Origin of the sequence: Streptomyces sp. NBC_00582, assembly GCF_036345155.1 — a bacterium.
Classification (GTDB): Bacteria; Actinomycetota; Actinomycetes; order Streptomycetales; family Streptomycetaceae; genus Streptomyces.
The window spans coordinates 8,453,127-8,477,762 of the sequence record NZ_CP107772.1; the positions used below are offsets into that span (position 1 = coordinate 8,453,127).

Below are 24,636 nucleotides of genomic sequence, written 5' to 3' on the forward strand. Positions count from 1 at the left end.
GGTGTCGACGCCGTTCTATGTCTCACCCCAGCAGGCGATGGCGGACCGCGCGGAGTATGCGCGCAAGGGCATCGCCCGTGGCCGCAGCCTGGTCGTGCTGCAGTACGCCGACGGCATTGTGTTCGTCGGCGAGAACCCGTCCCGTGCGCTGCACAAGTTCAGCGAGATCTACGACCGGATCGGCTTCGCGGCCGCCGGCAAGTACAACGAGTACGAGAACCTGCGGATCGGCGGCGTGCGGTACGCCGACCTCCGGGGCTACACCTACGACCGTGACGACGTGACCGCGCGAGGTCTGGCGAACGTGTACGCCCAGACGCTGGGCACGATCTTCTCCTCGGCCGGTGAGAAGCCGTACGAGGTGGAGCTGGTGGTCGCGGAGGTCGGTGAGACCCCGGACGGCGACCAGATCTACCGGCTGCCGCACGACGGGTCGATCGTGGACGAGCACGGCTCGGTCGCGGTGGGCGGCAACGCCGAGCTGATCAGCAACTATCTCGACCAGCGCCACCAGGACGGGATGTCTCTGGCGGAGGCCCTCAAGCTGGCCGTGCAGGCTCTCTCCCGGGAGTCGAACGGCACGCAGCGCGAGATCCCCGCCGAGCGGCTGGAGGTCGCGGTGCTGGACCGCACGCGTCCGCAGCAGCGGAAGTTCAAGCGGATCGTGGGTCGTCAGCTGTCCCGTCTGCTGGACGCGGACGGCGCGGCGACGGAGGCGGAGAGCTCCGAGGAGGAGGACTCCGGGGAGGAGTAGAGCGCGCGTAGTCCCACCCTCACCCTTCTGTGCCCCGGCCGGGTCGACCTCCGGGGCACAGGGCGTTTCAGGAGGCGCCCGGAGGGGCCGTGGAGCCCCGTACGACGAGTTGGACGGGAATGTCCCCCGCGTCCGGTGTGCGGCCCTCCAGGACGGCGAGGAGGGCGTGCATGCCGCGTTCGCCGAAGAGCTCGGCGTCGAGCCGGACGGTGGTGAGCTCGGGGTCGAGGGCGGTGGCGAGGGCGAGGTCGTCGAGGCCGGTGACGGAGACGTCGTCGGGGACGCGCAGGCCGAGGCGGCGCAGGGCCTTGTAGGCGCCGGCGGCGAGCTTGTCGTCGTCGCAGACGACAGCCGTGGGGCCGGGCCCCGGGGCCCTCAGGGCGGCCTCGGCGGCGGCGAGGGCGCCCTCGATGGAGATCGGGGCCCGGGTGGTGCGCAGGGAGGCTCCGGGGGCGTCTGCGAGGCGTGTGGCGAGTTCACGCGCGCGTACCTGGAACGTCCAGGACGGGATGTCGGCCGCGAGGTGCAGGAAGCGGCGGTGGCCGAGGCCGAGCAGGTGCTCGGTGACCTGGCGGACGCCGTCGGTGATGTCGAGGTTGACGGTGGCGGCCCCGAGGCTGCCGGCGGGGTCGCTGTCGAGCATGACGAGGGGGAGCTGGTCGCCGCGGATGGCGGTGAGGGCGTCGGCGGCCATGGAGGAGGCGATGACGCCGTCGAGGGCGGCCTGCGCGGAGGCGAAGGGGTCGCGGGCGGGGCCGACGCCCTCGGGGGAGGGGTAGAGGACCACGCCGAAGCCGTGGTCGGCGGCGACGCGCGCGGCGCCGGTGTAGACGCCGGCGAAGAACTCGGTGGTGAGGGCCGGGACGACCAGCAGAACCGTGCGGGTGTGGCCGAGGCGGAGGTTGCGGGCGGCGAGGTTGGGCCGGTAGCCGAGGTCGCGTGCGGCCTGTCGTACGCGTTCGGCGGTCGTCTCGGAGACGCGGCCGCGCCATTTGTCGCCGAGGACCAGGGAGACGGCGGCCTGGGAGACTCCCGCGGCCCGGGCGACGTCACGGCTGGTGGGGCGGGTGCTACCTCGGGCCACCGTGGGCGGGCTCCTTCGGCTGGACTGGTTCTGGACTGGTGAACAGCGCACATGGTACGTATGACAAGAGGCGTTATACGTAAAACTTCGGGGTGGTCCACCGCCCCGGGCGAGGCGACGGAGGCGGACTGTGGCCGCGGGATACCTGGAGCTCCTCAGGACGAGGCACGCCGCCCGGCTGCTGGCCGGGACGCTGGTCGGCCGGCTGCCCAACGCCACGTCCGCCATCGCGATCGTGCTGTTCGTGCGCGCGCAAGGAGGGTCGTACAGCCTCGCGGGCGCGCTGGCGGCGGTGTACGGCGTCGCGAACGCGGTGGGCCAGCCGCTGCTCGGCCGGCTGGTGGACCTGCGCGGGCAGCCGCGCGTCCAACTGCCCGCGGCGTGCGCCTCGGCGCTCGCGATGGCGCTGTTCGCCCTCGTGGGCACGGACCCGCTGCCGCTCGCGTACGCCGCCGTGGCGGCGGCGGGGCTGTTCACACCGCCGCTGGAGGGCGGTCTGCGGGCGTTGTGGCCGGGGGTGGTGCGGCGCGAGGAGCAGGTGCACACGGCGTACGCGATGGACGCGGTCGCCCAGGAGGTGATGTTCACCGTAGGACCGCTGCTGGTGACGCTGTGCGTGGCCCTGTGGTCGGAGGCGGCGGCACTGGTCGTGATCAACGCGGTCGGGGTGCTCGGGGCGCTGTCCGTGGTCGTGTCGCCGCCCTCGCGCGCGTGGCGTTCGGCGCCGCGTGAGGCGCACTGGCTGGGCGCGCTGCGCTCGCCGGGGCTGCTGGCGCTGCTGGGCGCGTTCCTGTTCGTGGGGATCGCGCTCGGGTCCATCACGGTGGCGTCGGTGCCGTACGCGGACGAGCACGGCGGTGACGCGGTGTACGGCTGGCTGATGGCGGCACTGGGCCTCGGCGCGCTGGTCGGCGGTGTGGTGTACGGGGCGCGGCAGTGGGCGGGGACGCCGGAGCGGCGGCTGAGGGTGCTGGTGGCGTTTCTGGCGGTGTGTTACCTGCCGCTGCTGCTGATGCCGGGCGCGCCGGCGATGGTGGCGCTGACGGCGCTCGCGGGGGTGTTCCTGGCGCCGTCGCTGGCCTGCGCGTTCGTCCTCGTGGACCGGCACGCGCCGAGCGGCACGGTGACGGAGGCGTTCTCCTGGCTGGTGACCACCTTCACGGTCGGCGCGTCGGTGGGGACGGGGATCGCGGGTCCGGTCGTGGAGGCGGGGGGCGCCGTTTGGGGGTTTGCGCTGCCGGGTGTCGCGGGCGGTGTGTCCTTGGTGGTTTTGCTGGTCACGGGGCGGGTACTGGCAGCTCCGGCCGGAAGTGCGGTGGTTGCGGCTTCATCGGAAAATGATCCGAACCGTGCTGCCGAACCTCGTTTCAGTTCAGGGGATCGGGCGTAATGTTCAGTCATGGACCGCCGCATTTTCGGGCTGGAGAACGAGTACGGCGTCACGTGCACGTTCAGGGGACAGCGCCGCCTGTCGCCTGACGAGGTGGCGCGGTACCTCTTCCGCCGTGTCGTGTCATGGGGCCGAAGCAGTAATGTCTTTCTGCGGAACGGCGCCCGCCTGTATCTCGACGTGGGTTCGCATCCGGAATACGCGACACCGGAATGTGACAACGTGACCGAGTTGGTCACCCACGACAAGGCCGGCGAGCGCATTCTCGAAGGACTCCTGGTGGACGCGGAACGACGCCTGCACGAGGAGGGAATCGCGGGCGACGTCTACCTCTTCAAGAACAACACGGACTCGGCGGGCAACTCCTATGGTTGTCACGAGAACTATCTGGTGGCGCGGCACGGGGAGTTCTCCCGGCTCGCGGACATCCTCATTCCGTTCCTGGTGACCCGCCAGCTTCTGTGCGGCGCGGGCAAGGTGCTGCAGACGCCCCGTGGGGCGGTGTACTGCGTCAGCCAGCGGGCGGAGCACATCTGGGAGGGCGTCTCCTCGGCGACGACCCGTTCCCGGCCGATCATCAACACGCGTGACGAGCCGCACGCGGACGCGGAGCGTTACCGTCGGCTGCACGTCATCGTGGGCGACTCGAACATGTCCGAGACGACCATGCTGCTCAAGGTCGGGGCGACCGATCTGGTGCTGCGCATGATCGAGGCGGGCACGGTGATGCGGGACCTGACCCTGGAGAACCCGATCCGGGCGATCCGCGAGGTCAGCCATGACATCACGGGCCGGCGCAAGGTGCGGCTGGCGAGCGGCCGGGAGGCCTCGGCGCTGGAGGTGCAGCGCGAGTACTACGAGAAGGCCGTGGACTTCTGCGAGCGCCGCGGGATCCGTACGGGTACGGTCGAGCAGGTCCTGGAGCTGTGGGGCCGGACGCTGGACGCGATCGAGGCCGAGGACCTGGACCGGATCGGCACCGAGATCGACTGGGTGATGAAGTACAAGCTCATCGAGCGGTACCGGGCCAAGCACAACATGACGATGTCGCATCCGCGCGTGGCGCAGATAGACCTCGCCTACCACGACATCCACCGCCGGCGGGGGCTGTACTACCTGCTGGAGCGCAAGGGCCAAGCGGCGCGGATCTGCAACGACTTGAAGATCTTCGAGGGCAAGTCGGTGCCCCCGCAGACCACTCGGGCGCGGTTGCGCGGCGACTTCATCCGGCGGGCGCAGGAGCAGCGCCGGGACTTCACGGTGGACTGGGTGCATCTGAAGCTCAATGACCAGGCGCAGCGCACCGTCCTGTGCAAGGACCCGTTCCGTTCGGTGGACGACCGGGTGGAGAAGCTGATCGCCGGCATGTGAGCCCCGGAACGCAACACGGGCGCCGTACGTTTCCCGTACGGCGCCCTTCTCACGCCGTAGAGTTGCGCGCACGCCCTTCCCAAGATCGACCGATTACGAGGCCTTCATCGTGCGCCGACGTTCCCTTCTCCTTGCCGCCGTCCCCGCGGGGCTGGTCACCCTCTCCGCCTGTGGTGACGACAAGTCCGACTCGAGCAAGGCGAGCGAGGACGCGTCGCCCTCGGCCTCCGAGACGTCCGCGGCGCCGGCGCCGAAGATCGTGGACGGACCGCTGCCGGCCATCACGGCGGGGACGAAGTTCGGTGAGAAGCCGACGGTGGCCAAGGGCAGCGGTGAGCCGTCGGACCAGCTCGCGGTGAAGACGGTGATCGCGGGCGGTGGCCGGACGGTCGCGGAGAAGGACTTCATCTGGGCCAACTACCTGGGTCAGATCTGGGACACCGGCAAGGTCTTCGACAACTCCTACGACCGTAAGACGCCGCTGTTCATCCAGCTCGCCCCGGGCTCCATTATCGAGGGCTGGCGCTATGCGCTGACGGGCAAGAAGGTGGGCAGCCGGGTCGAGTTCTCGGTGCCGCCGACCTGGGGTTACGGCAAGGAGGGCCAGTCGCAGGCCGGCATCAAGGGCACCGACACGCTGGTGTTCGTGGTGGACCTGGAGGACACGTTCAACGCCAAGAGCTCCGCCAAGGGCACCGACGTCCCGCAGGACGACGCGAAGCTGCCGAAGGTCGGCACGAACACCGACGGCAAGGCGCCCTCCGTCGACATCCCCAAGGTGGACCCGCCGGCGAAGCTGGTGGCGACCTATGTGATCGAGGGCGACGGCGAGAAGGTCGCGGCGGACAGCACGGTGGTCGTGCAGTACCAGGGCTTCGTGTGGGACACGGGCAAGAAGTTCGACTCGTCGTACGACCGCAGCGCGCCCACGTCGTTCTCGCTCCAGCAGGTCGTCAAGGGGTGGGCGCAGGGCCTGACCGGCAAGAAGGTGGGCAGCCGGGTCCTCATCGTGATCCCGCCGTCGCTGGGCTACGGGGACAACCCGCCAAGTGGCAGCGGCATCGAGAAGGACTCCACGATGGTGTTCGTGGTCGACATCCTCGCGGCGTCCTGACGTCGTCCGGGATGGAAGACTGTGTGTGTTGCCTTTCCGTAGAGAAGCAGTAGACAAGCAGGAGCAGTGACGTGAGCAACGAGAAGCCCGAGATCGACTTCCCCGAAGGCGAGCCCCCGGCGGACCTCGAGATCAAGGACATCTGGGAGGGCGACGGCGAGGTTGCGCAGGCCGGTCAGACCGTCACCGTCCACTACGTGGGTGTCTCCTTCAGCACCGGTGAGGAGTTCGACGCGAGCTGGAACCGCGGTGCGCCGTTCCGCTTCCCGCTGGGTGGCGGCCGGGTCATCAAGGGCTGGGACCAGGGTGTGCAGGGCATGAAGGTCGGCGGTCGCCGCCGGCTGACCATCCCGCCGCACCTGGCCTACGGCGACCAGAGCCCCACCCCGGCGATCAAGCCGGGTGAGACGCTGATCTTCGTCGTGGACCTGATCGCCGTCTGACCGTCGTCCGACCGGTCGTGACCAGCCGGGGTCCATGCCTGCGCGGGCATGGGCCCTCGGCTTTTGCCGGGGGACCGCGGGGCGGTACGGTCGTCGATCGTAAGCACCATAGGGGAGGCGAAGGGCGTCGATGGCCATTGCCAAGGCCGAGCGGCTGATGAACCTCGCGCTGTGCCTGCTGGGGACGCGCAGGCCGCTGAGCAAGCGGGAGCTGCGCGACTCGATCGAGGCGTACGTCGAGGCGTCCAGGGCGGGCGGGGGTGCGGGCTCCCGGCCGGATTCCGGTGCCGCCGACGACTCCTTCAACCGGATGTTCGAGCGCGACAAGGACGATCTGCGGGAGCTGGGCCTGGTCATCGAGACCGTGGAGAGCCTGGACGGCGAGATCGGCTACCTGGCGCGCCGCGACAGCAACCGGCTGCCGCCGATCACGCTGGACGCCGAGGAGGCGGCCGCCCTCGGTCTGGCCGCGAAGGTGTGGCAGCAGGCCCGGCTCGCGGGCGCGGCCAGCGGCGCGCTGCAGAAGCTGCGCGCGGCCGGGCTGCCCGAGGACGTCGATCCGTACGAGGCGCACGGCGCGCTGGAGCCCAGGATCCCCGTGCACGAGGCGGCGTTCGAGCCGCTGATGCTGGCCTGCCGTGACCGCAGGCCGGTGGTGTTCGACTACCGCAAGGCCACCGCGGCCCACCCCGAGCCCCGCCATGTGGAGCCGTGGGCGCTGGAGTGCTGGCGCGGCCACTGGTATCTGGCGGGCTTCGACCGGGACCGGGGAGCCGAGCGGGTGTTCCGGCTGTCGCGGATCACCGGCAAGGTCCGTTCGCGCGGTGCGCGGTTCACCGTGCCGGTGCCCGACGTGGTGACCGTACGGGAGACCGTGGCGAGCTGGGCGGGGGAGACCGCCGACCGCAGCGCGCTGATCCGGCTGCGCGCGGATGCCGGATACCCCTTGCGGGCGAAGGCCACCGCCGTCCGGGAACTCGGGGACGGGTGGGACGAGTTGGAGATTCCGTACGGGCACGGGCTGGACGCCTGGCTGGTGGAGTTCGGGCCGGACGTGGTGGTCCTGGAGCCGGCGGAGCTGCGGGCGGACGTCGTGGACCGGCTGCGGGCCGTGGCCAAGGGCTGAGGGGGAGCGGAGCAAGACAGTGGCAGGCAAACCGGTCAGGCCGGCGAACGCGATCGACCAGACCCGGCGGATGCTCTCCCTGGTGACGTATCTCAGGGAGCGTCCGGGGGCGCGGATCGAGGACGTGGCACGCGCCTTCGGCATCACCGAGGACGAGCTGGTCTCGGATCTCGACGTGCTGCCCATGTGCGGCACCAGCTTCCGCGGTGGCGATCTGCTCGACATCGACACCGACGGCGAGCGCATCTGGTGGCACAACCCGGCGGCACTGGGCGCGGAGGCCGCGGAGCCGCTCAGGCTGGCGGCCGACGAGGCGACCGCGCTGCTGGTGGCCGCCCGGGCGGTGGCGACGCTCCCCGGTCTGCGCGAGGGCGACCGCCAGGCGCTGCTGCGGGCGACGGCCAAGGTCGAGACGGCGGCCGGTGAGGCGGCGGGCGCGAGTGCGCGGCTGTCGGTGACGTTCGAGTCGGAGGGCGGGGTCTTCGCGGACGTCGACCGGGCGATCTCCGAGCGCCGCCGGCTGTGGATCCGCTACTACTCGCCCGCGCGGGACGAGGTCACCGAGCGCGAGATCGATCCCATCCGCCTGGTCAGCGTGGGGCACACGTATGTGGAGGCCTGGTGCCGCCGCTCCGAGGCACGGCGCACCTTCCGTCTCGACCGGGTCGCCGAGATCAGGATCCTCGACGAGCCGTCGGCGCCGCCGGAGATCGAGCTGAGGGATCTGTCGGAGGCGCTGGTGCAGCCGGCCGCCGAGGATCCGGAGGTCGTGGTCGAGGTCGGTCCGGGCGGCCGCTGGGTCGCCGAGTACTACCCGCACGACAGCGCCGATGAGCTTCCCGACGGCGGGCTGCGTATCACTCTGCGCACGCCCGACCCGGCTTCGCTCCGGCGTCTGGCCCTGCGGCTCGGCCGCGACGGCCGGATCGTCTCGCCGCCGGACCTCGCCGACAGCGCCCGCCGCGCCGCCCGCGACGCGCTGGCCGCGTACGACGGCATCGAGGCGCGGGAGGCCGAGGACCGGGCCGAGGTGGCGCAGGGCGTGCGGTACGACGGGCGGATCGACGGTCGGTCCGGCGGGCGGTTCGAGGGGCGGGAGCAACGGTGAGCGAGTCGGTGGCGTCCGATGCGCGGGGCATCTCGGTGGCTTCGGCGTTCGCGGGGATGCGGAGTGTGGGCCCGGTGACGTTCCGGGCGGGCTGCCCGGACTGCCGTGGCCGCTTCGAGCTGGCCGCGGGGGCCCTGCGGCTGGCCATCGGCGCCACCAGCCACACCACGTTCTACTCGTTCACCTGCCCCGACTGCGGCGCTGCCGTGCGCAAGCCGGCCGGTGAGCGGATCGTCGAGCTGCTTCTCGGCGGTGGGGTGCGGACCCTGCGCCTGCACACGCCGTAGCAGGGGCTAGGCTCGGCGTCATGTTCTGGCCGATGCTGGCGGTAGCCGTGGGTTTCGTGGGTCTCGCCGTGCTCGCGGTGTTCGCCGTCCGGGTCTTCGTGGAGGCGCGGCGGCTGGGGCGGCAGGTCACGGAGTCGGCCCGCCGCATCAACCGGGCCGCCGAGGAGCTCGAGCGGGCCTCGGCCAGCGCGGTCAGGGCTGTGGACGCGCTGTGATCCGCGCTGTGGTGACCCTGGCGCGGGGCTGTGGCGGTTCTGTGACTCCGGCGGCGAATGCGTTTTGGACCACTTCGCCCTCCCGCCGTGGCACCCGGGCCGGGTAGTGTGCAGATCGCGGCCCGGAGAACGAGGCCCGGACCGCGGACCGGGAGTACGCACGGGGATTGCCTCACGTTCACCCCTGAGCGTTACGATCGCTGCCAGCACGATCGTTCGGACACACGTCCGACCGGTCGGACAGTACAGCACCCCCACCCAGCCGCCTCGGTGAGAAGGTAAAGACTTATGTTCGGACGGCTCGGCGCCCCCGAGATCATTCTGATCCTCGTCGTCATCATCCTGCTGTTCGGCGCGAAGAAGCTTCCGGACATGGCCCGCTCGCTCGGCAAGTCCGCGCGCATCCTCAAGAGCGAGGCCAAGGCGATGAAGGAAGAGGGCAGCAACTCCGCCACCCCCGCGGGCCCGCCGAACCCCGGCGAGCAGCCTCCCGCGCAGCGCACCATCCAGGCCGCCCCCGGCGATGTGACCAGCTCCCGCCCGGTCACCGAGCCGACGGACACGACCAAGCGCTGACGCAGGGCCGGTGACCTCCGGCCCGCCGTACGAGATGGGAACGTGGGTTGCTGAAGTCTGCCCGCAAGGAGGAGAAGGACCCCGAGGGGCGGATGCCCCTCGCGGATCACCTCCGTGAGCTGCGCAACCGGCTCGCGAAGGCGATGCTGGCCATCGTCCTCGTGACGGTCGTGGCCGCCTTCTTCTACAACGACATCATCAACTTCCTCACCAAGCCGATCCTCGACTCGGTCGGCTGCGGGAAGACATTCGAGCAGATCGCGACCGCGCTCAAGGACGGCGACAACGTCAACAAGTGTGCGAGCATCACGATCAACGGTCTGCTCGCGCCGTTCACGCTCGCCCTTCAGGTCTCCCTGATGGCCGGCATCGTGTTCGCCTCGCCGGTCTGGCTCTACCAGCTCTGGGCGTTCATCGCGCCGGGTCTGCACAAGCACGAGCGCAAGTACGCCTACGCGTTCGTCGGCACCGGCGTCCCGCTCTTCCTGGGCGGCGGCTACTTCGCCTACCGGGTGCTGCCGACCACCGCGAAGGTGCTGATCGACTTCACGCCGGGCGGCGTCAACAACCTGCTGCCGCTGGACGACCTGCTGCAGCTCGTCACGCGCATGGTCGTGGTCTTCGGTCTCTCCTTCGAGCTGCCGCTGCTGCTGGTCATGCTCAATCTGACCGGCATGGTCACCGGCACGCGCATGCTCGGCTGGTGGCGCGGCATGATCATCGGCATCACGGTTTTCGCGGCCGTCGCCACCCCCAGCACGGACCCCATCTCGATGCTGGCCCTCGCCGGGCCGATCTGGATCCTGTACTTCGGCGCGACCGCCTTCTCGCTGCTGAACGACCGTCGCCGGCGCCTGCGTGAGGCGATGGGCCCCGCCGACGACGAGGCCTCAGAGCTGGACCTCACCCCCGAGGACATCGGCGAGGTGGAGTCCGTCTCCGCGACCCGCGCCCTGCCGGAACAGGCGAGCACGGAACGCGTCAACGGGTACGACGACGTGACCTGATCACCGTGACGGACAGCGGCCGGCGCGCACCCCTGCGCGACCGGCCGCTTCCGCGTTCCGGGACGGTCCCCACCGTGGCCCGTGAACTGCGCGGTCGTAGGTTTCGCCGGGGCTGATCCGGATATTGATCGTCCTGTTGTCAGTGGCTCCCGGTACGCTCGAAAGCACGATGACAGAGGACCTCTCCCCGGCCGAGCGGTACGCGGCGGCGCGCAGGCGTGCCGTCGAGCAGGCCACCGCGCTCGCTTCCTTCCGCGAGATGTACGACTTCGGTCTCGACCCCTTCCAGATCGAGGCCTGTCAGGCACTCGAGGCGGGCAAGGGCGTCCTGGTGGCCGCCCCTACCGGCTCCGGCAAGACGATCGTGGGCGAGTTCGCCGTCCACCTCGCCCTCCAGCAGGGCAAGAAGTGCTTCTACACGACGCCCATCAAGGCGCTGTCGAACCAGAAGTACTCCGACCTGTGCCGCCGTTACGGCGCCGAGAAGGTCGGTCTGCTCACCGGCGACAACAGCGTCAACTCCGACGCCCCGGTGGTCGTGATGACCACCGAGGTCCTGCGGAACATGCTGTACGCCGGCTCCCAGACCCTCCTCGGCCTCGGTTACGTGGTGATGGACGAGGTGCACTACCTCTCCGACCGCTTCCGGGGCGCCGTGTGGGAGGAAGTGATCATCCACCTCCCCGAGTCGGTCACCCTGGTCTCCCTCTCCGCGACCGTGTCCAACGCCGAGGAGTTCGGCGACTGGCTGGACACCGTCCGGGGCGACACCGAGGTCATCGTCTCCGAGCACCGGCCCGTGCCGCTGTTCCAGCACGTGCTCGCCGGGCGGCGGATGTACGACCTGTTCGAGGAGGGCGAGGGCCACCGCAGGGCGGTCAACCCCGACCTCGCCCGCCTGGCCAGGATGGAGGCCAGCCGGCCCTCCTACCAGGACCGCAGACGCGGCCGCACCCTGCGTGAGGCCGACCGGGAGCGCGAGCGCAGACAGCGGTCCCGGGTGTGGACGCCCGGCCGCCCCGAGGTGATCGAGCGGCTCGACGCCGAGGGCCTGCTGCCCGCCATCACCTTCATCTTCAGCCGCGCCGCCTGCGAGTCCGCCGTCCAGCAGTGCCTGTACGCCGGACTGCGTCTCAACGACGAGGACGCGCGGGCCGAGGTCCGCACCCTCGTCGAGGAGCGCACGGCCGCGATCCCCCGCGAGGACCTGCACGTCCTCGGCTACTACGAGTGGCTGGAGGGCCTCGAGCGCGGTATCGCCGCCCATCACGCGGGCATGCTGCCGACGTTCAAGGAGGTCGTCGAGGAACTGTTCGTCCGCGGGCTGGTCAAGGCCGTGTTCGCGACGGAGACCCTCGCCCTCGGCATCAACATGCCCGCGCGCTCCGTGGTCCTGGAGAAACTCGTCAAGTGGAACGGCGAGCAGCACGCCGACATCACCCCCGGTGAGTACACCCAGCTGACGGGCCGTGCGGGGCGGCGCGGCATCGACGTCGAGGGACACGCGGTCGTGCTGTGGCAGCGCGCCATGAACCCCGACCACCTCGCGGGACTGGCCGGCACGCGCACGTACCCGCTGCGCTCCAGCTTCAAGCCGTCGTACAACATGGCGGTCAACCTGGTCGAGCAGTTCGGGCGGCACCGGTCGCGGGAGCTGCTGGAGACGTCCTTCGCCCAGTTCCAGGCGGACCGCTCGGTCGTCGGGATCTCCCGGCAGGTGCAGCGCAACGAGGAGGGCCTGGAGGGCTACAAGGCCTCCATGACCTGCCACCTCGGCGACTTCGAGGAGTACGCCCGCCTGCGCCGCGAACTCAAGGACCGCGAGACCGATCTGGCCCGGCAGGGCGCCGCCCAGCGCCGGGCCGAGGCGGCCGTCGCGCTGGAGAAGCTCAAGCCGGGCGACGTGATCCATGTGCCGACGGGCAAGTACGCCGGTCTGGCGCTGGTCCTGGACCCCGGGCTGCCGGCCGGACGGGCCAACGGGCACCGCGGCTTCGAGCAGCACGACGGGCCGCGCCCGCTGGTGCTGACGGCCGAACGGCAGGTCAAGCGGCTGGCGTCGATGGACTTCCCGGTGCCGGTCGAGGCGCTGGAGCGGATGCGGATCCCCAAGTCCTTCAACCCGCGTTCCCCGCAGTCCCGTCGGGACCTGGCGTCCGCGCTGCGCACCAAGGCCGGTCACATTCCGCCGGAGCGGGCCCGCAAGAAGCGGTCCCAGGCCGCCGACGACCGCGAGATCGCGCGGCTGCGGACGGCGATCCGGGCGCACGCCTGCCACGGCTGCGAGGAGCGCGAGGACCACGCGCGGTGGGCCGAGCGGTACCACCGGCTGCTGCGGGACACCTCGCAGTTGGAGCGGCGGATCGAGGGGCGGACCAACACCATCGCCCGCACCTTCGACCGGATCGTCGCGCTGCTCACCGAGCTCGACTATCTGCGGGGCGACGAGGTCACCGACGACGGAAAGCGGCTGGCCCGGCTGTACGGCGAACTGGACCTGCTCGCCAGTGAGTGTCTGCGGGCCGGGGTGTGGGAAGGGCTCGGCCCCGCCGAGCTGGCCGCCTGTGTCTCCGCGCTGGTGTACGAGGCGCGGGTCGGGGACGACGCGATGGCGCCGAAGCTGCCGTCCGGCCAGGCCAAGGCCGCGCTGAGCGAGATGGTCCGGATCTGGGGGCGGCTCGACGCCCTGGAGGAGGACTTCCGGATCAGCCAGACCGAGGGCGTCGGGCAGCGTGAGCCCGATCTCGGCTTCGCCTGGGCCGCGTACATGTGGGCTTCCGGGAAGGGGCTCGACGAGGTGCTGCGGGAGGCGGAGATGCCGGCCGGGGACTTCGTGCGGTGGTGCAAGCAGGTGATCGACGTGCTCGGGCAGATTTCGGCGGCGGCTCCCCCGGAGGGGTCGACCGTGGCGAAGGCCGCGCGGAAGGCTGTCGATCAGGTGCTGCGCGGGGTCGTCGCCTACTCGTCGGTGGGCTGAGACCGACGGCGGGCGGGGGAGCACCGCGCAAGGTTTACGCAAGGTGCTCCCCGGACCATCGGGGCATCACCGCCGGGTGTCCGCTCGGCGGTCGGCGAATGCCCGAGGGAGACCATGCCCATGCCCATGTCCCTGTCCAAGTCCCCGCGTCCGCGCGGTTCGTTCGTCCGGGTCGCGGCCGTCACCGCGGCCGTCGCGGGCGGTCTGGCCCTGTCCGCCCCCACCGCCAGCGCCGCGGTGGGCGACACCGCCCCCTCCTGCGTCAGCCGCACGGTGTACTCCACACCGGCCGGCTTCGACGTGCTGCTGCAGAACAAGTGCGCCGGCCAGATGAGCGTCAAGGTCGTCGTGGACTACGGCGGCGACAGCAACTGTTACGTCATGTCCAAGGGCACGGTCCAGGTCTTCGTGTACGAGGGGGTCTTCGGCAGTTACGGCAAGACCGTCCTGTGCTGATCCCGCCGGTACGACCGCCAGCCCCCGTACCGCGTGATGTCCTCGGCGTCCGTCAGGGCGCCCGGTTCGCACAGGAAGCCGGGGACCGCGGTGCCGTCCGCCAGCTCCACCCTGCCCAGCGTCATGGGACGGGGGAGGGACGCCAGTAGGCGGCCCAGCCCCTCCGCGGGGAGGCGCCAGATCTCGACCTCGATCTCCGCGCCTCCCCGTCGCGCGTGCACCAGACCCGGCTTCGGCGGTGTCGTGTCGAGGGCGTGGAGGCGGTAGACGGGGGCCGTGGTCGTGGTGCGGTCCAGGCGGGCGCCCAGGGAGAGGAGCTGGGGGTTCAGGGGCTGGCCGGTGAGGTGGGCGCCGACCACCGCCAGGCGGGTCTCCGGCTGGAGCAGCCCGGCGATCCGCGCCAGACGCTCGTCCGTGTGGGCCGGGCCGATCAGCATCACGCCGAACGGGAGGCCGTCCACCTCGCCGGCCGGGACGGCCACCGCCGCCAGGTCGAAGAGGTTCGTGGAGTTGGTGAAGCGGCCCAGACGGGCGTTGGCGCCCAGGGGGTCGGCGGCGACCTCGGCGAGGGTGGGATGGCCGGGGGCGGTCGGCAGGAGCAGGGCGTCCGCGTCGGCCAGTTCGGCCAGGGCGCGGGTGCGCAGGGCGGCCAGTCGGGCCTGGTCGGCGAAGAGACGGTGCGCCGGGATGTCCCGGGCGCGGGTGATGATGCCGGCGACCGTCGGGTCGAGGCCTTCGCCGCCCTCCTCGCTCACCTTGTCGACAAAGGTGCCTACGGCCGTGTAGCGCTCGGCCACGAACGCGCCCTCGTAGAGCATCGCGGCCGCCTCGGTGAACGGGGTGAGGTCGAGGGGGTGGATCTCGGCCCCGGACTCCGCGAGGTGGCGTACCGCCGACTCGTAGGCCTCCGCCCAGCCCTCGTCGAGTTCGCCGAGCTGGGCGAGCGGGGGGACCGCGATGCGCCAGGGGCCGGGGGCGCGGGCGGGGACGGAGGCGGGGACGGCGCCCGTCGCCATGTGGGACAGGGCCTGCTCCGCCTCCCGCAGGGTGCGGGCGAACACCGTCACACAGTCGAGTGACGCACAGGCCGGGACCACGCCCTCGGTGGGGACGAGGCCACGGGTGGGCTTGAGGCCGACGATGCCGTTGAAGGCGGCGGGGACCCGGCCGGAGCCCGCCGTGTCCGTCCCCAGGGCGAAGTCGACCAGGCCGAGGGCCACCGCGACGGCCGAGCCGGAGCTGGAGCCGCCGCTGATGCGCAGGGGGTCGACGGCGTTGCGTACCGCGCCGTGCGGGGAGCGGGTGCCGACCAGGCCCGTCGCGAACTGGTCCAGGTTGGTCGTACCGAGCAGCAGGGCCCCCGCCGCCCGCAGGCCGGCGACCACCGGGGCGTCGGCGGCGGGATGGTAGGCGTACGGGGGGCAGGCCGCCGTGGTGGGCAGGCCGGCCACGTCGATGTTGCCCTTGGCGGCGAACAGCCGCCCGGCCAGGGGCAGACGCTCGCCCCGGGCCACGCGTGCGTCGAGGGCGCGGGCCTCCGTCTCGACCTCGTCCCCGGGACGCAGGTCGATCCAGATCTCCGGGCGGTCGACCGCCTCGATGCGGGCGTAGGCGGCGCGGACTCGGGAGAGGGTGGTGGACATCGGGTGCTCCTCCTTCAGTTCACGGCCGGGGCCAGGACGAGCAGTGCCGTCCCCGCCTCCACCTGGTCGCCGGGGCGGGCCAGGATCTGCGCCACCACACCGGCCGTCGGCGCGTGCACCCTGGACTCCATCTTCATCGCCTCCAGCGCGAGCAGTGGCTGCCCCGCCGACACCTCGTCGCCCGGTGCCACGGTCACCTGCCAGACCGAGGCGGCGAATTCGGCCTCGATCAGCCGGCCGCCCGCCGGGACGGTCACCTCGGCCGGGGGCGCGGGCGGTGCGGACGCGGCCTCGGCGCGCGCGAACTCGCCGGCCGCCTCCCACGCGTCGCGCTCCGCCGTGAACGCCGTCTGCTGGCGCCTTCTGAACTCCGCGATGGAATCGGCGTGTTCGGCCAGGAAGGCCTCATGGTCCGCCAGCGAGAAGGTGCCCTCCTCGATGCGCGGCACGAAACGTCCGGAGACGAGGTCGGCGCGCAGGTCGAGGAGGTCGTCCGCGTCGACCGGGTACCAGCGGATCCGGTCGAAGAAGCGCAGCAGCCAGGGCGAGCCCGGCTCGAACGCGCCGCGTTGCTGCCACGGCGACCACACCTGGGTCGTACGCCCCACGAACTGGTAGCCGCCGGGGCCCTCCATGCCGTAGACGCACAGATAGGCGCCGCCGATGCCGACCGAGTTCTCGGCCGTCCAGGTGCGGGCCGGGTTGTACTTCGTGGTCACCAGGCGGTGGCGCGGGTCGAGCGGGGTGGCCACGGGGGCTCCCAGGTAGACGTCGCCGAGGCCCAGGACCAGGTACTCCGCCGCGAAGACCGTGTCGTAGACGTCCGCGACCGACTCCAGGCCGTTGACGCGGCGGATGAACTCGATGTTCCACGGGCACCAGGGCGCGTCGTCGCGGACCCCGGCCATGTAGCGGGCGATCGCCTCGCGGGTCGCCGGGTCGTCCCAGGACAGGGGGAGGTGCACGGTGCGGGAGGGGACGACCAGTTCGTCGGTGGGCGGCAGGTCGCGCGCCAACTCCCTCACGCACGACAGGAGCTGATGCTGGGGGAGGCGGGCGGGGTCGGTGCGGATCTGGAGGGAGCGGATGCCGGGCGTGAGGTCGGTGACGCCCGGCAGGTCGGCCCGGGTCACCGCCTCCATGAGGGCGTGGACGCGCATCCGCAGGGCCAGGTCGAGCTGCATCGGGCCGAACTCGACCAGCAGGTTGTCGTCGCCGCTGCGGCGGAACGTGACGTCGCCGTCCCGGGAGAGGACGCCTCCGTCGACGATCTCCGGGCGGGGGACGCCGGTCACGTCCACGGGCTGGAAGCGGACGGTGTCGCCGGGCCGCAGCTGGCCGAGTTTCCAGCGCTCGGAGCTGAGGACCGTCGCCGGGCACACGAACCCGCCGAGCGAGGGGCCGTCGGGGCCGAGCAGCACCGGCATGTCGCCGGTGTAGTCGACGGCGCCGACGGAGTACGGGGTGTCGTGGATGTTGGACGGGTGCAGACCGGCCTCGCCGCCGTCGGTGCGGGCCCAGCGCGGCTTGGGGCCGACCAGGCGCACTCCGGTGCGGGCCGAGTTGAAGTGCACCTTCCAGTCGGCGGCGTAGAAGTCACGGATGTCGTCCTCGGTGAAGAACTCCGGTGCGGCGTGCGGGCCCTCGACCGCGCCGAGGTGCCAGACGCGGGTGAAGGACGGCGGGTCCACGACCTCGGTGCCCTCGACGACCGTGCCGCCGTGCAGGACGTCCCCGGTGCGCAGGGCCCGGCCGCCGTGTCCGCCGAACCGGCCCAGGGTGAAGGTGCTCGCGCTGCCGAGGAAGGCGGGCACGTCCAGGCCGCCGGCGAAGAGGACGTACGTGCGCAGTCCGTGCTCCGGCGGCGCGCCGACCTCCAGCAGGGCCCCGGCCGGGACCGTGACCGGCCGCCACTGCGGGACCGGCGTGCCGTCGAGCGTCACCGGGGCCGGGGCGCCGGTCACACAGACGGTCGTGGGGTGGGTGAACCGCAGCGAGGGTCCCTGGAGGGTGCATTCGAGGCCGGGAGCGCCCTCCGGGTTGCCGAGGGCCAGGTTGCCGAGCCGGAAGGAGCGGTCGTCCATCGGGCCGGACGGCGGGACCCCGACCTGCCAGTGTCCGGTGCGGCCGGGCCAGTCCTGGACGGTGGTGAGCGTGCCGCCGGCGACGACCTCGATCCGCGGGGTGGGGTCGGTGATCGTGGCGAGGGTCGCCGTCGAGTGGGTCGCGGTGCGCACCCGGGGGTCGGCGAGGGCGGCACGGACCAGGCCCAGGTTGGTCTCGATGCCGTCGACGCGGGTGCGGGCCAGCGCCTCGTCGAGGCGGCGCAGGGCGTGGGCGCGGTCGGCGCCGTACGCGATGACCTTCGCGAGCATCGGGTCGTACGACGTCGTCACCTCGGTGCCGGTCTCCACCCAGCCGTCCACCCGTACGCCGCCGGGGAACTCGACGCGGGTCAGCAGGCCGGCGCCGGGCCGGTGGTCGCGGCTCGGGTCCTCGGCGTACAGGCGGGCCTCGACGGCGTGCCCGCGCGGCGGTCCCGGCTCGCGTACGACGTCCCGCTCGCCGCGCGCCAGGCGCAGCATCCAGGCGACGAGGTCGACGCCGTAGATCTCCTCGGTGACCGGATGTTCCACCTGCAGGCGGGTGTTGACCTCCAGGAACCAGGCCTCCTCGCGCTGCGCGTCGTAGACGAACTCGACCGTGCCGGCCGAGCGGTAGCCGACGGAGGCGCACAGATCACGTGCGGAGGCGGTCAGTCGCTGTCGGACGTGGTCGGGCAGGCCCGGTGCCGGGGCCTCCTCCAGGACCTTCTGGTTGCGGCGCTGGAGCGAGCAGTCGCGGTCGCCGAAGGTGACGACCCTGCCCGTGCCGTCGCCGAAGACCTGCACCTCGACATGGCGGGCGTGTTCCACGAGCCGTTCCAGGAAGACGCCGGCGGAGGAGAAGGAGGCGGCGGCGACGCGCTGGACGCGGTCCCAGGCGTCGGTCAGTTCGGCCGCCGACCGACAGGCCGACATCCCGATGCCTCCGCCGCCGCCGGTCGCCTTCAGCATGACCGGGTAGCCGATGGCCCGTGCCTGCTCCAGCGCCTCGGGGAGCGAGCCGAGCAGTCCCGTCCCCGGGGCCAGCGGCACCCCCGCCGCCTCGGCCGCCGCGCGGGCCGTGTGCTTGGCGCCGAACAGCTCCAGCTGCTCGGGCGTCGGGCCGACGAAGACGATCCCGGCGTCGGCGCAGCGGCGGGCGAAGGCGGCGTCCTCGGAGAGGAATCCGTAGCCGGGGTGGATCGCGCCCGCGCCGGTGTCCTTGGCGGCCTTCAGGACGAGGTCGGCGTCGAGGTACGACTCCTTCGCGGGCGCCGGGCCGAGTCGTACCGCCTCGTCGGCGAGCCGGACGTGGGGCGCGGAGCGGTCGGGGTCGGAGTACACGGCGACGGTGCGCAGGCCCAGGGCGCGGGCGGTGCGGATGATCCGTACGGCTATCTCGCCCCGGTTGGCGACGAGCAGGGTGGTGAAGGTCATCCGGCGGCCTCGATCGTCATCTCCACGGCCGTCGGCTCGAAGCCGTTGCACGGGTTGTTGACCTGGGGGCAGTTGGAGACCAGGACGAGGACGTCGCGCTCGGCGCGCAGGGTGAGGGCGAGGCCGGGGGCGGAGAGGCCGTCGACGATGCCGAGGGTGCCGTCCTTCTCGACGGGCACGTTCATGTACCAGTTGATGTTGGAGACCAGGTCCCGTTTGCCGAGGCCGTACCGGGCGCCCTCGGCGAGGAAGTTGTCCACGCACGCGTGCTGCGCGTACGTGTGGTGGCCGTAGCGCAGGGTGTTGGACTCCTTGGAGCAGGCGCCGCCGACGGTGTCGTGGCGGCCGACCGCGTCGGCGGTGACCGTCATCAGCGGGGTGTGCTCGTTGGACATCAGCACGCTGCCCGTGGTGAGGAAGATGCCGCCCTGGGCGTGGATGGTGTCGGGGGCGCTGTAGCGCACGGATGTGTCGTGGGCGTCGTAGACGAGGAAGTCGACGGCCTGGTTGCCGTGCAGATCGGTGACGGTGAGCGTCTCGCCCTCGCGGACGATCGCGGACCAGGCGGCGCGGGCCGGGACGACGGTCTTCATACGAGCCCCCTCGCGGTGAGGAATTCGGCGGTGTTGAGGAAGGCGCGGCGGCCCTCGGGGGTGGCGTCCCACAGCGGGTCGCCCGGACGGGTGGGCGCGGCGCGCCAGGCGAGGACCTCCAGGGGGGTGCTGACGTAGTCGGCGCGGGGGTCGCTCGGATGCGGCACGTTGGCGATCAGGACGACGAGGTCCTGTTCGGCGCGCAGGGTGACGCTGCCGCCGGGGCCGGCCGAGCCGGTGAAGTCGAGGGTGCCGTCCTCGCGTACCTCGACGCCCTGGAAGAAGGAGAGCGAGGGCGGCAGGTCGCGGGGTTCGAGGCCGTTCTTGGCGGCGGCCAGTTTGAACAGTTCACGGCCGGCGGGGGAGGGGCCCTGCGGGGTGCCGTCGCCGTAGCGCGCGGTGTTGCGGGCCAGGGTGGAGGTGCCGGCGAGGGCGTCGTGCCGGCCGGAGGTGTCGGCGATCAGGGAGGCGAGGACGCGGCCCTGGTCGGACAGGAGGAGCACGCCCTCGCCGAGATACGCGTTCCACTGGACCTTGACCGTGTCGGCGACGTTCAGCCGCTCCCAGGGGCGGCCGTCCACGTGGAGCAGCAGATGGGCGCAGGCGTCGCCGCGCAGGTCGGTCAGGCGCAGTTCGGTGCCGCGGGCGAGGACCCGGTGGGTGTAGTTGCCGCCCGCCACGGTCTCGGCCCACACCAGATGGCCCGCCTCGCAGGGCGGGGCCGGCCAGTCGGCCGCCGGGACGACGGGCATCGCCTCGGCGCCGGTGCCCTCCTGGGCACGGGCGTGGGCGCGTGCCCCGTACGTGGTCGCTGTCGCCGCCATCGCGGGCCTCCCTCTGCCGGGGGTAATTTCTGTCGCGTGACAGAAATTAGGGCCGGGCCGGGTCACCGGCATTGCGCGCCCGTTGCCGCCCGGTTACCGACCCCTCACGGGCGGTCCCGGCGAAGATCGCCGCCCGTCGCCGTGTGCGAGGATCGAACGCATGGGGACGAACCACGGAGGCGACGGACGCGGCGGACGCCGGGTCGGCAGGCCGCGGGCCGCGCAGCGGCCGGACAGCGGCCTCGAACCGCGCGCCGAACTCCTGTCCGCCGCAGCGGAGTTGTTCACCACACGCGGCTACGCCGCCACCACCACCCGGGCGGTCGCCGAGCGGGCCGGTATGCGCCAGGCCTCGATGTACCACTACGTCTCCGGCAAGGAGGAACTCCTCGCCGCCCTGCTGGAGTCCACCGTCACGCCCTCGCTGACGTACGCCCGCGCGCTGCTCGCCGAGGACGGGCGGGCGGCCGAGGAGCGGCTGTGGGAGCTGTGCCGCACCGACGTGGAACTGCTGTGCGGCGGGCCGTACAACCTCGGCGGGCTCTACCTGCTGCCCGAGGTGCGCACCGAGCGGTTCGCCGGCTTCCATGCGGTGCGCGCCGAACTCAAGGACGCCTACCGGCAGTTGATCGCCGCGACGGCCGCAGGCGGCGCGCTCGTCAAGAGTGCGCTGGATCTGCGGACCGATCTCGTGTTCGGGCTCATCGAAGGCGTCATCCTCGTCCACCGCTCGGATCCCGAGCGGCCCGTCTCCGACTTCGCCCGCGCCACCGCCGACGCGGCGCTGCGCATCACCGGGGCCTGAACACCGCCTGGGAGTGACCGGCTCACCCGTCCGGCCGGGCGGCGCCTCGCACACCCGTACGCCGTTACCCCGCGTGTTCGAATAATCGCGGAGTGTGTAAATGGGCTGAGGTTACTCCACTCGCACGGCCGGTTTCAGGGGGTCGCCGAATATGACACGGCGATGATCCGGTCGGACTAAGCTCGCCCGCGGCGCACCGAGTTGCGGTGTATTCGTGCGCCTGTTCCCAAATGCTCCGAAGATGCCGACAGATCCCTACCTGAGGGTGCCCACATGGTGAGTGTTCAGTCCCCACCCGGTCGCCGAGAACTTTCCTTCGCCCGACTGCTGTTGCTGCCGGCGATACTGATGGCCGCGGTGACCGGAGCCGCCGTCGCCCTCGTGGCGGGGCCGGCACGGCTCGCCGTCGGCGTCTGCGGAGCCGTGGCCACCGTGCTGGTGACCGCGGCGGGGGCCGATACGCGGCGCCGCAGCCTCCGGCACCGGGAACTGCGCGCGGCCTCCGACGAGCACGTGGCCCATCTGGAGCGGCGCCTCGCCGCCCAGCAGGAGGAGAACAGGTTCATCGCCAAGGAGCTGGTCCCCCTCGCCGCGGAGTGGATCCGCGGGGGAAATTCCCCCGAGGAGGTGATGCACCACCTGGGTGAGCGCGAACCGTTCTTCCACGACCTCGACGACGGACAGCGCGTCCTCGTCCAGCGGTTCCTCGACGCCCTCGACTACGAGAACGCCCTGCGCGACTCCCTCCAGCGCGCCTTCGTCAACGTCGCCCGCCGGGTGCAGGCGATCGTGCATCAGCAGTGCGCGGAACTGCGCGAGATGGAGGAGGACCACGGCCGCAACCCCGAGGTCTTCGACGACCTGCTCCGCATCGACCACGGCACCTCCATGATCGGCCGCCTCGCCGACTCCATCGGGGTCCTCGGCGGCGGCCGCCCCGGCCGCAGCTGGCCCAAGCCCGTCCCGCTCTACAGCGTGCTGCGCGGCGGCATGTCCCGGATCCTCGAGTACCCCCGCATCAAGCTGAACTCCATCGCCAAGGTCAACATCCGCGGCATCTCCGTCGAACCGCTGATCCACGCGATCGCCGAACTCCTCGACAACGCCACCCGGTTCTCGCCGCCGCAGTCCAAGGTGCACGTCAACGCCGTCGAGGTGCAGACCGGGATCGCCATCGAGATCGAGGACTCCGGCGTCAGCCTCAGCGAGGAGGCCCGCGCCAAGACCGAGAAGATGCTCGACGACGCCATGCGCGGCGTCACCATGCAGGACCTCGGCGGCGCCCCGCGCCTCGGCCTCGCCGTCGTCGGACGTCTGTGCACCTCCTTCAACCTCCAGGTGTCGCTGCGCACTTCGGCGTACGGCGGCGTCCGCGCCGTCCTCGTCGTGCCCCGCGAGATGATGACCAACGAGCCGGCACCCGGCTACGCCCACGGCATCGGCGCCTCCTCCGGGCAGATCGACCTGAGCAACCTCGAAGGCCCCAAGCGCCCGCCCAAGCGGCGCCGGCCCACCAATCCCAAGATCCCGGCCAACGTCTCCCTCGAGGACGACGTGCCCGTGATCACCGAGTGGACCGACAAGGGCCTGCCACAGCGCCGCTCCAAGGCGATCATCCCGATCAGCCAGCGCTACGCCGAGGCCTACGCCGCGCAGGAGGCCGCCGAGCGCGCCGAGCGCGAGGGCGAGCCGGACCCGTTCGCGCAGGCCCGGCCCGAGCCGCCGAAGCCCAAGAAGAAGCAGGAACCCGGAGTGGCCTTCGAGGCCTTCTGGGAGGGCCTGAAGAAGATCGCCCCACCGGGCGTCCACCCCACCGACTTCACCCGCAACCCCACCGCCTACCTCCACCTGATCGAAGACAAACCCATGCCCGAGGCCGACGACGAAGGGGACCTCACGTGATCCAGCAGCGCCAGAACTTCGACTGGGTGCTCAAGGAGCTCTACGACGGCGTCCCGGGCATCGAGATGATCGTCGTCCTCTCCTCCGACGGCCTGCGCATCGCCCGCTACGCCGGTGAACCCGACGCGGCCGACCGCGTCTCGGCCGCCTGCGCGGGCATGCAGTCCCTCGCCACCGCCATCGCCCAGGAGATGGAGTGCGTCGAGGGCGACATGAACCTCATCATGATCGAGATGGACGGCGGCTACTTCTACATGATGTCCGCCGGCGCCAACGCCTATCTCGCCGTCCTCTCCGACGTGTGCTGCGAACCGGGCCGCATGAGCGCCTCCATGCGTGATCTCGTGGTCCGGATCGGCGCCCATCTGACCAGCCCGCCCCGCCGCAACGGGCAGACCGTATGACGCCTCCGCAACGCCGGCGGCGCCTGCCCCTGCCCCTGCCCCTGTCGCCCCCGACCCCCGCACCGGCCCCGCCCCAGGACGCCCCGGCGGACGGGGAGAAACAGCCCGAGCGGTTCTACACCCTCACGGGTCCCGACGGGGAGCGCGCGCCGCTCGACCTGGTGACGTTGATCGTGGCGTGCGCCGATCCCCCCTCGTCCACCACCCCGGAACAGGCCGTGGTGCTCCGTATGTGCGCCGCCCCCCTGTCGGTGGCCGAGGTGTCCGCCTACCTCGGCCTGCCGTTCAGCGTCGTCACGGTCCTGATCACCGAGCTGCTGGCGGCCGAACTGGTCCAGGCACGTGCCCCGATCGTCCGGCAGAAGCTTCCCGACCGATCCCTGCTCGAAGCGGTGATGCATGGACTTCAAAGGCTCTGACACGGTCCCCGGCCCCCGGGCCGAGGACCAGCTCCCGCAGACCACCACGGCCGCGGCGAAGATCGTCGTCGTGGGCGGCTTCGGCGTCGGCAAGACGACCATGGTCGGCGCCGTCAGCGAGATCAAACCGCTGACCACCGAGGAGACCATGACCCAGGCCGGTATCGGGGTCGACGACGACTACGGCTCCGACACCAAGACCGCCACCACCGTGGCCATGGACTTCGGGCGCATCCGCATCACCGACAAGGTGGTGCTCTACCTCTTCGGCACCCCCGGCCAGGAACGCTTCTGGTTCCTGTGGAACGGCCTCTTCGAAGGCGCCCTCGGAGCGGTCGTCCTGGTCGACACCCGCCGACTGGAGGTCAGTTACGAGGTCATGGGACGGCTGGAGGAGGGCGGAGTGCCCTTCGTCGTCGCCGTCAACACCTTCCCCGACGGCCCCCGTTACCCCCTCGACGACCTCCGGGCCGCCCTCGACCTGGCCCCGGACGTGCCGATCGTGGAGTGCGACGCCCGCCGCCGCGCCTCCAGCCGGGACGTCCTGATGACCCTCATGCGGTTCCTGCACACCCTGTCGCTCAGGGGCAGCCTCACCTGACCCCCGAGCCCCCGTG

23 protein-coding genes are annotated in these 24,636 nt (G+C 71.6%); 18 read left to right on the forward strand and 5 right to left on the reverse strand.

Annotated features, from left to right (window positions below; genetic code table 11):
- Position 1 precedes the first annotated feature (1 nt).
- Entirely contained in the window at positions 2-754 is a 753-nt protein-coding gene (prcA, locus tag OG852_RS38235; protein ID WP_133913471.1) for a proteasome subunit alpha, read from the forward strand.
- A 67-nt stretch (positions 755-821) separates the two neighbouring features.
- On the opposite strand, the gene OG852_RS38240 is transcribed toward prcA, so the two are convergent.
- Positions 822-1,838, reverse strand: a complete 1,017-nt coding sequence (locus OG852_RS38240) for a LacI family DNA-binding transcriptional regulator (RefSeq protein ID WP_133913470.1) — start codon at positions 1,836-1,838, stop codon at positions 822-824.
- 130 nt (positions 1,839-1,968) lie between these two features.
- On the opposite strand from OG852_RS38240, the gene OG852_RS38245 reads away from it, so the two are divergent.
- The 12 genes from OG852_RS38245 to OG852_RS38300 all read left to right on the forward strand — a co-directional run bounded on the left by OG852_RS38245 (position 1,969) and on the right by OG852_RS38300 (position 13,908).
- Positions 1,969-3,228, forward strand: coding sequence for an MFS transporter (locus OG852_RS38245; RefSeq protein WP_133913469.1), 1,260 nt, complete (start codon positions 1,969-1,971; stop codon positions 3,226-3,228).
- 9 nt (positions 3,229-3,237) lie between these two features.
- Positions 3,238-4,599 (forward strand): Pup--protein ligase, encoded by a 1,362-nt coding sequence (gene pafA, locus OG852_RS38250; RefSeq protein WP_059196529.1) that lies wholly within the window; start codon positions 3,238-3,240, stop codon positions 4,597-4,599.
- Positions 4,600-4,708: 109 nt separating this feature from the next.
- Positions 4,709-5,713 (forward strand): FKBP-type peptidyl-prolyl cis-trans isomerase, encoded by a 1,005-nt coding sequence (locus OG852_RS38255; protein WP_133913468.1) that lies wholly within the window; start codon positions 4,709-4,711, stop codon positions 5,711-5,713.
- Positions 5,714-5,784: 71 nt separating this feature from the next.
- Positions 5,785-6,156 (forward strand): FKBP-type peptidyl-prolyl cis-trans isomerase, encoded by a 372-nt coding sequence (locus OG852_RS38260; protein ID WP_133913467.1) that lies wholly within the window; start codon positions 5,785-5,787, stop codon positions 6,154-6,156.
- Positions 6,157-6,286: 130 nt separating this feature from the next.
- Positions 6,287-7,282, forward strand: a complete 996-nt coding sequence (locus OG852_RS38265; RefSeq protein WP_133913466.1) for a helix-turn-helix transcriptional regulator — start codon at positions 6,287-6,289, stop codon at positions 7,280-7,282.
- Positions 7,283-7,301: 19 nt separating this feature from the next.
- Positions 7,302-8,390, forward strand: coding sequence for a helix-turn-helix transcriptional regulator (locus OG852_RS38270; RefSeq protein ID WP_330350287.1), 1,089 nt, complete (start codon positions 7,302-7,304; stop codon positions 8,388-8,390).
- Positions 8,387-8,677 carry a hypothetical protein gene (locus OG852_RS38275; RefSeq protein WP_133913464.1) on the forward strand — a complete coding sequence of 97 codons (291 nt, stop codon included), beginning with the start codon at positions 8,387-8,389 and terminating at the stop codon, positions 8,675-8,677. Before OG852_RS38270 ends, OG852_RS38275 begins: the two co-directional genes overlap by 4 nt.
- A gap of 20 nt (positions 8,678-8,697) precedes the next feature.
- Complete coding sequence (locus tag OG852_RS38280; protein WP_133913463.1) at positions 8,698-8,892, forward strand: hypothetical protein; 195 nt, start codon at positions 8,698-8,700, stop codon at positions 8,890-8,892.
- Positions 8,893-9,180: 288 nt separating this feature from the next.
- Positions 9,181-9,468 carry a Sec-independent protein translocase subunit TatA gene (gene tatA, locus OG852_RS38285; RefSeq protein ID WP_133913462.1) on the forward strand — a complete coding sequence of 96 codons (288 nt, stop codon included), beginning with the start codon at positions 9,181-9,183 and terminating at the stop codon, positions 9,466-9,468.
- Positions 9,469-9,515: 47 nt separating this feature from the next.
- Complete coding sequence (gene tatC, locus OG852_RS38290; RefSeq protein ID WP_330350288.1) at positions 9,516-10,475, forward strand: twin-arginine translocase subunit TatC; 960 nt, start codon at positions 9,516-9,518, stop codon at positions 10,473-10,475.
- Between the two features lie 124 nt (positions 10,476-10,599).
- Entirely contained in the window at positions 10,600-13,452 is a 2,853-nt protein-coding gene (locus OG852_RS38295; RefSeq protein ID WP_330350289.1) for a DEAD/DEAH box helicase, read from the forward strand.
- Positions 13,453-13,572: 120 nt separating this feature from the next.
- Positions 13,573-13,908, forward strand: coding sequence for a beta-Ig-H3/fasciclin (locus OG852_RS38300; protein ID WP_330350290.1), 336 nt, complete (start codon positions 13,573-13,575; stop codon positions 13,906-13,908).
- Here the strand turns inward: OG852_RS38300 and atzF are convergent.
- Genes atzF through OG852_RS38320 form a run of 4 tightly spaced genes read right to left on the reverse strand, consistent with a single transcriptional unit; the run spans position 13,884 to position 20,489 of the window.
- Positions 13,884-15,551, reverse strand: a complete 1,668-nt coding sequence (gene atzF / locus OG852_RS38305) for an allophanate hydrolase (RefSeq protein WP_330350291.1) — start codon at positions 15,549-15,551, stop codon at positions 13,884-13,886. The genes OG852_RS38300 and atzF overlap by 25 nt on opposite strands.
- A 14-nt stretch (positions 15,552-15,565) precedes the next feature.
- Complete coding sequence (locus OG852_RS38310; RefSeq protein ID WP_330350292.1) at positions 15,566-19,072, reverse strand: 5-oxoprolinase/urea amidolyase family protein; 3,507 nt, start codon at positions 19,070-19,072, stop codon at positions 15,566-15,568.
- Complete coding sequence (locus OG852_RS38315; RefSeq protein ID WP_330350293.1) at positions 19,069-19,665, reverse strand: urea amidolyase associated protein UAAP2; 597 nt, start codon at positions 19,663-19,665, stop codon at positions 19,069-19,071. Before OG852_RS38315 ends, OG852_RS38310 begins: the two co-directional genes overlap by 4 nt.
- Positions 19,662-20,489 carry an urea amidolyase associated protein UAAP1 gene (locus OG852_RS38320; RefSeq protein WP_133913456.1) on the reverse strand — a complete coding sequence of 276 codons (828 nt, stop codon included), beginning with the start codon at positions 20,487-20,489 and terminating at the stop codon, positions 19,662-19,664. The genes OG852_RS38315 and OG852_RS38320 overlap by 4 nt, the downstream gene beginning before the upstream one ends.
- Positions 20,490-20,649: 160 nt before the next feature.
- On the opposite strand from OG852_RS38320, the gene OG852_RS38325 reads away from it, so the two are divergent.
- From OG852_RS38325 to OG852_RS38345, 5 genes are all read left to right on the forward strand, one after another.
- On the forward strand, positions 20,650-21,294 hold the full coding sequence (locus OG852_RS38325; RefSeq protein ID WP_330350294.1) for a TetR/AcrR family transcriptional regulator: 645 nt from the start codon (positions 20,650-20,652) through the stop codon (positions 21,292-21,294).
- A gap of 273 nt (positions 21,295-21,567) precedes the next feature.
- A complete protein-coding gene (locus tag OG852_RS38330) occupies positions 21,568-23,196 on the forward strand; it encodes a sensor histidine kinase (protein WP_208117190.1) in 1,629 nt (542 codons plus the stop codon).
- On the forward strand, positions 23,193-23,600 hold the full coding sequence (locus OG852_RS38335) for a roadblock/LC7 domain-containing protein (protein WP_055638917.1): 408 nt from the start codon (positions 23,193-23,195) through the stop codon (positions 23,598-23,600). Before OG852_RS38330 ends, OG852_RS38335 begins: the two co-directional genes overlap by 4 nt.
- Positions 23,597-24,019, forward strand: coding sequence for a DUF742 domain-containing protein (locus OG852_RS38340; RefSeq protein ID WP_133913454.1), 423 nt, complete (start codon positions 23,597-23,599; stop codon positions 24,017-24,019). Before OG852_RS38335 ends, OG852_RS38340 begins: the two co-directional genes overlap by 4 nt.
- Positions 24,000-24,620 (forward strand): GTP-binding protein, encoded by a 621-nt coding sequence (locus OG852_RS38345; RefSeq protein WP_133913453.1) that lies wholly within the window; start codon positions 24,000-24,002, stop codon positions 24,618-24,620. The genes OG852_RS38340 and OG852_RS38345 overlap by 20 nt, the downstream gene beginning before the upstream one ends.
- The last annotated feature ends 16 nt before the right edge of the window (positions 24,621-24,636 follow it).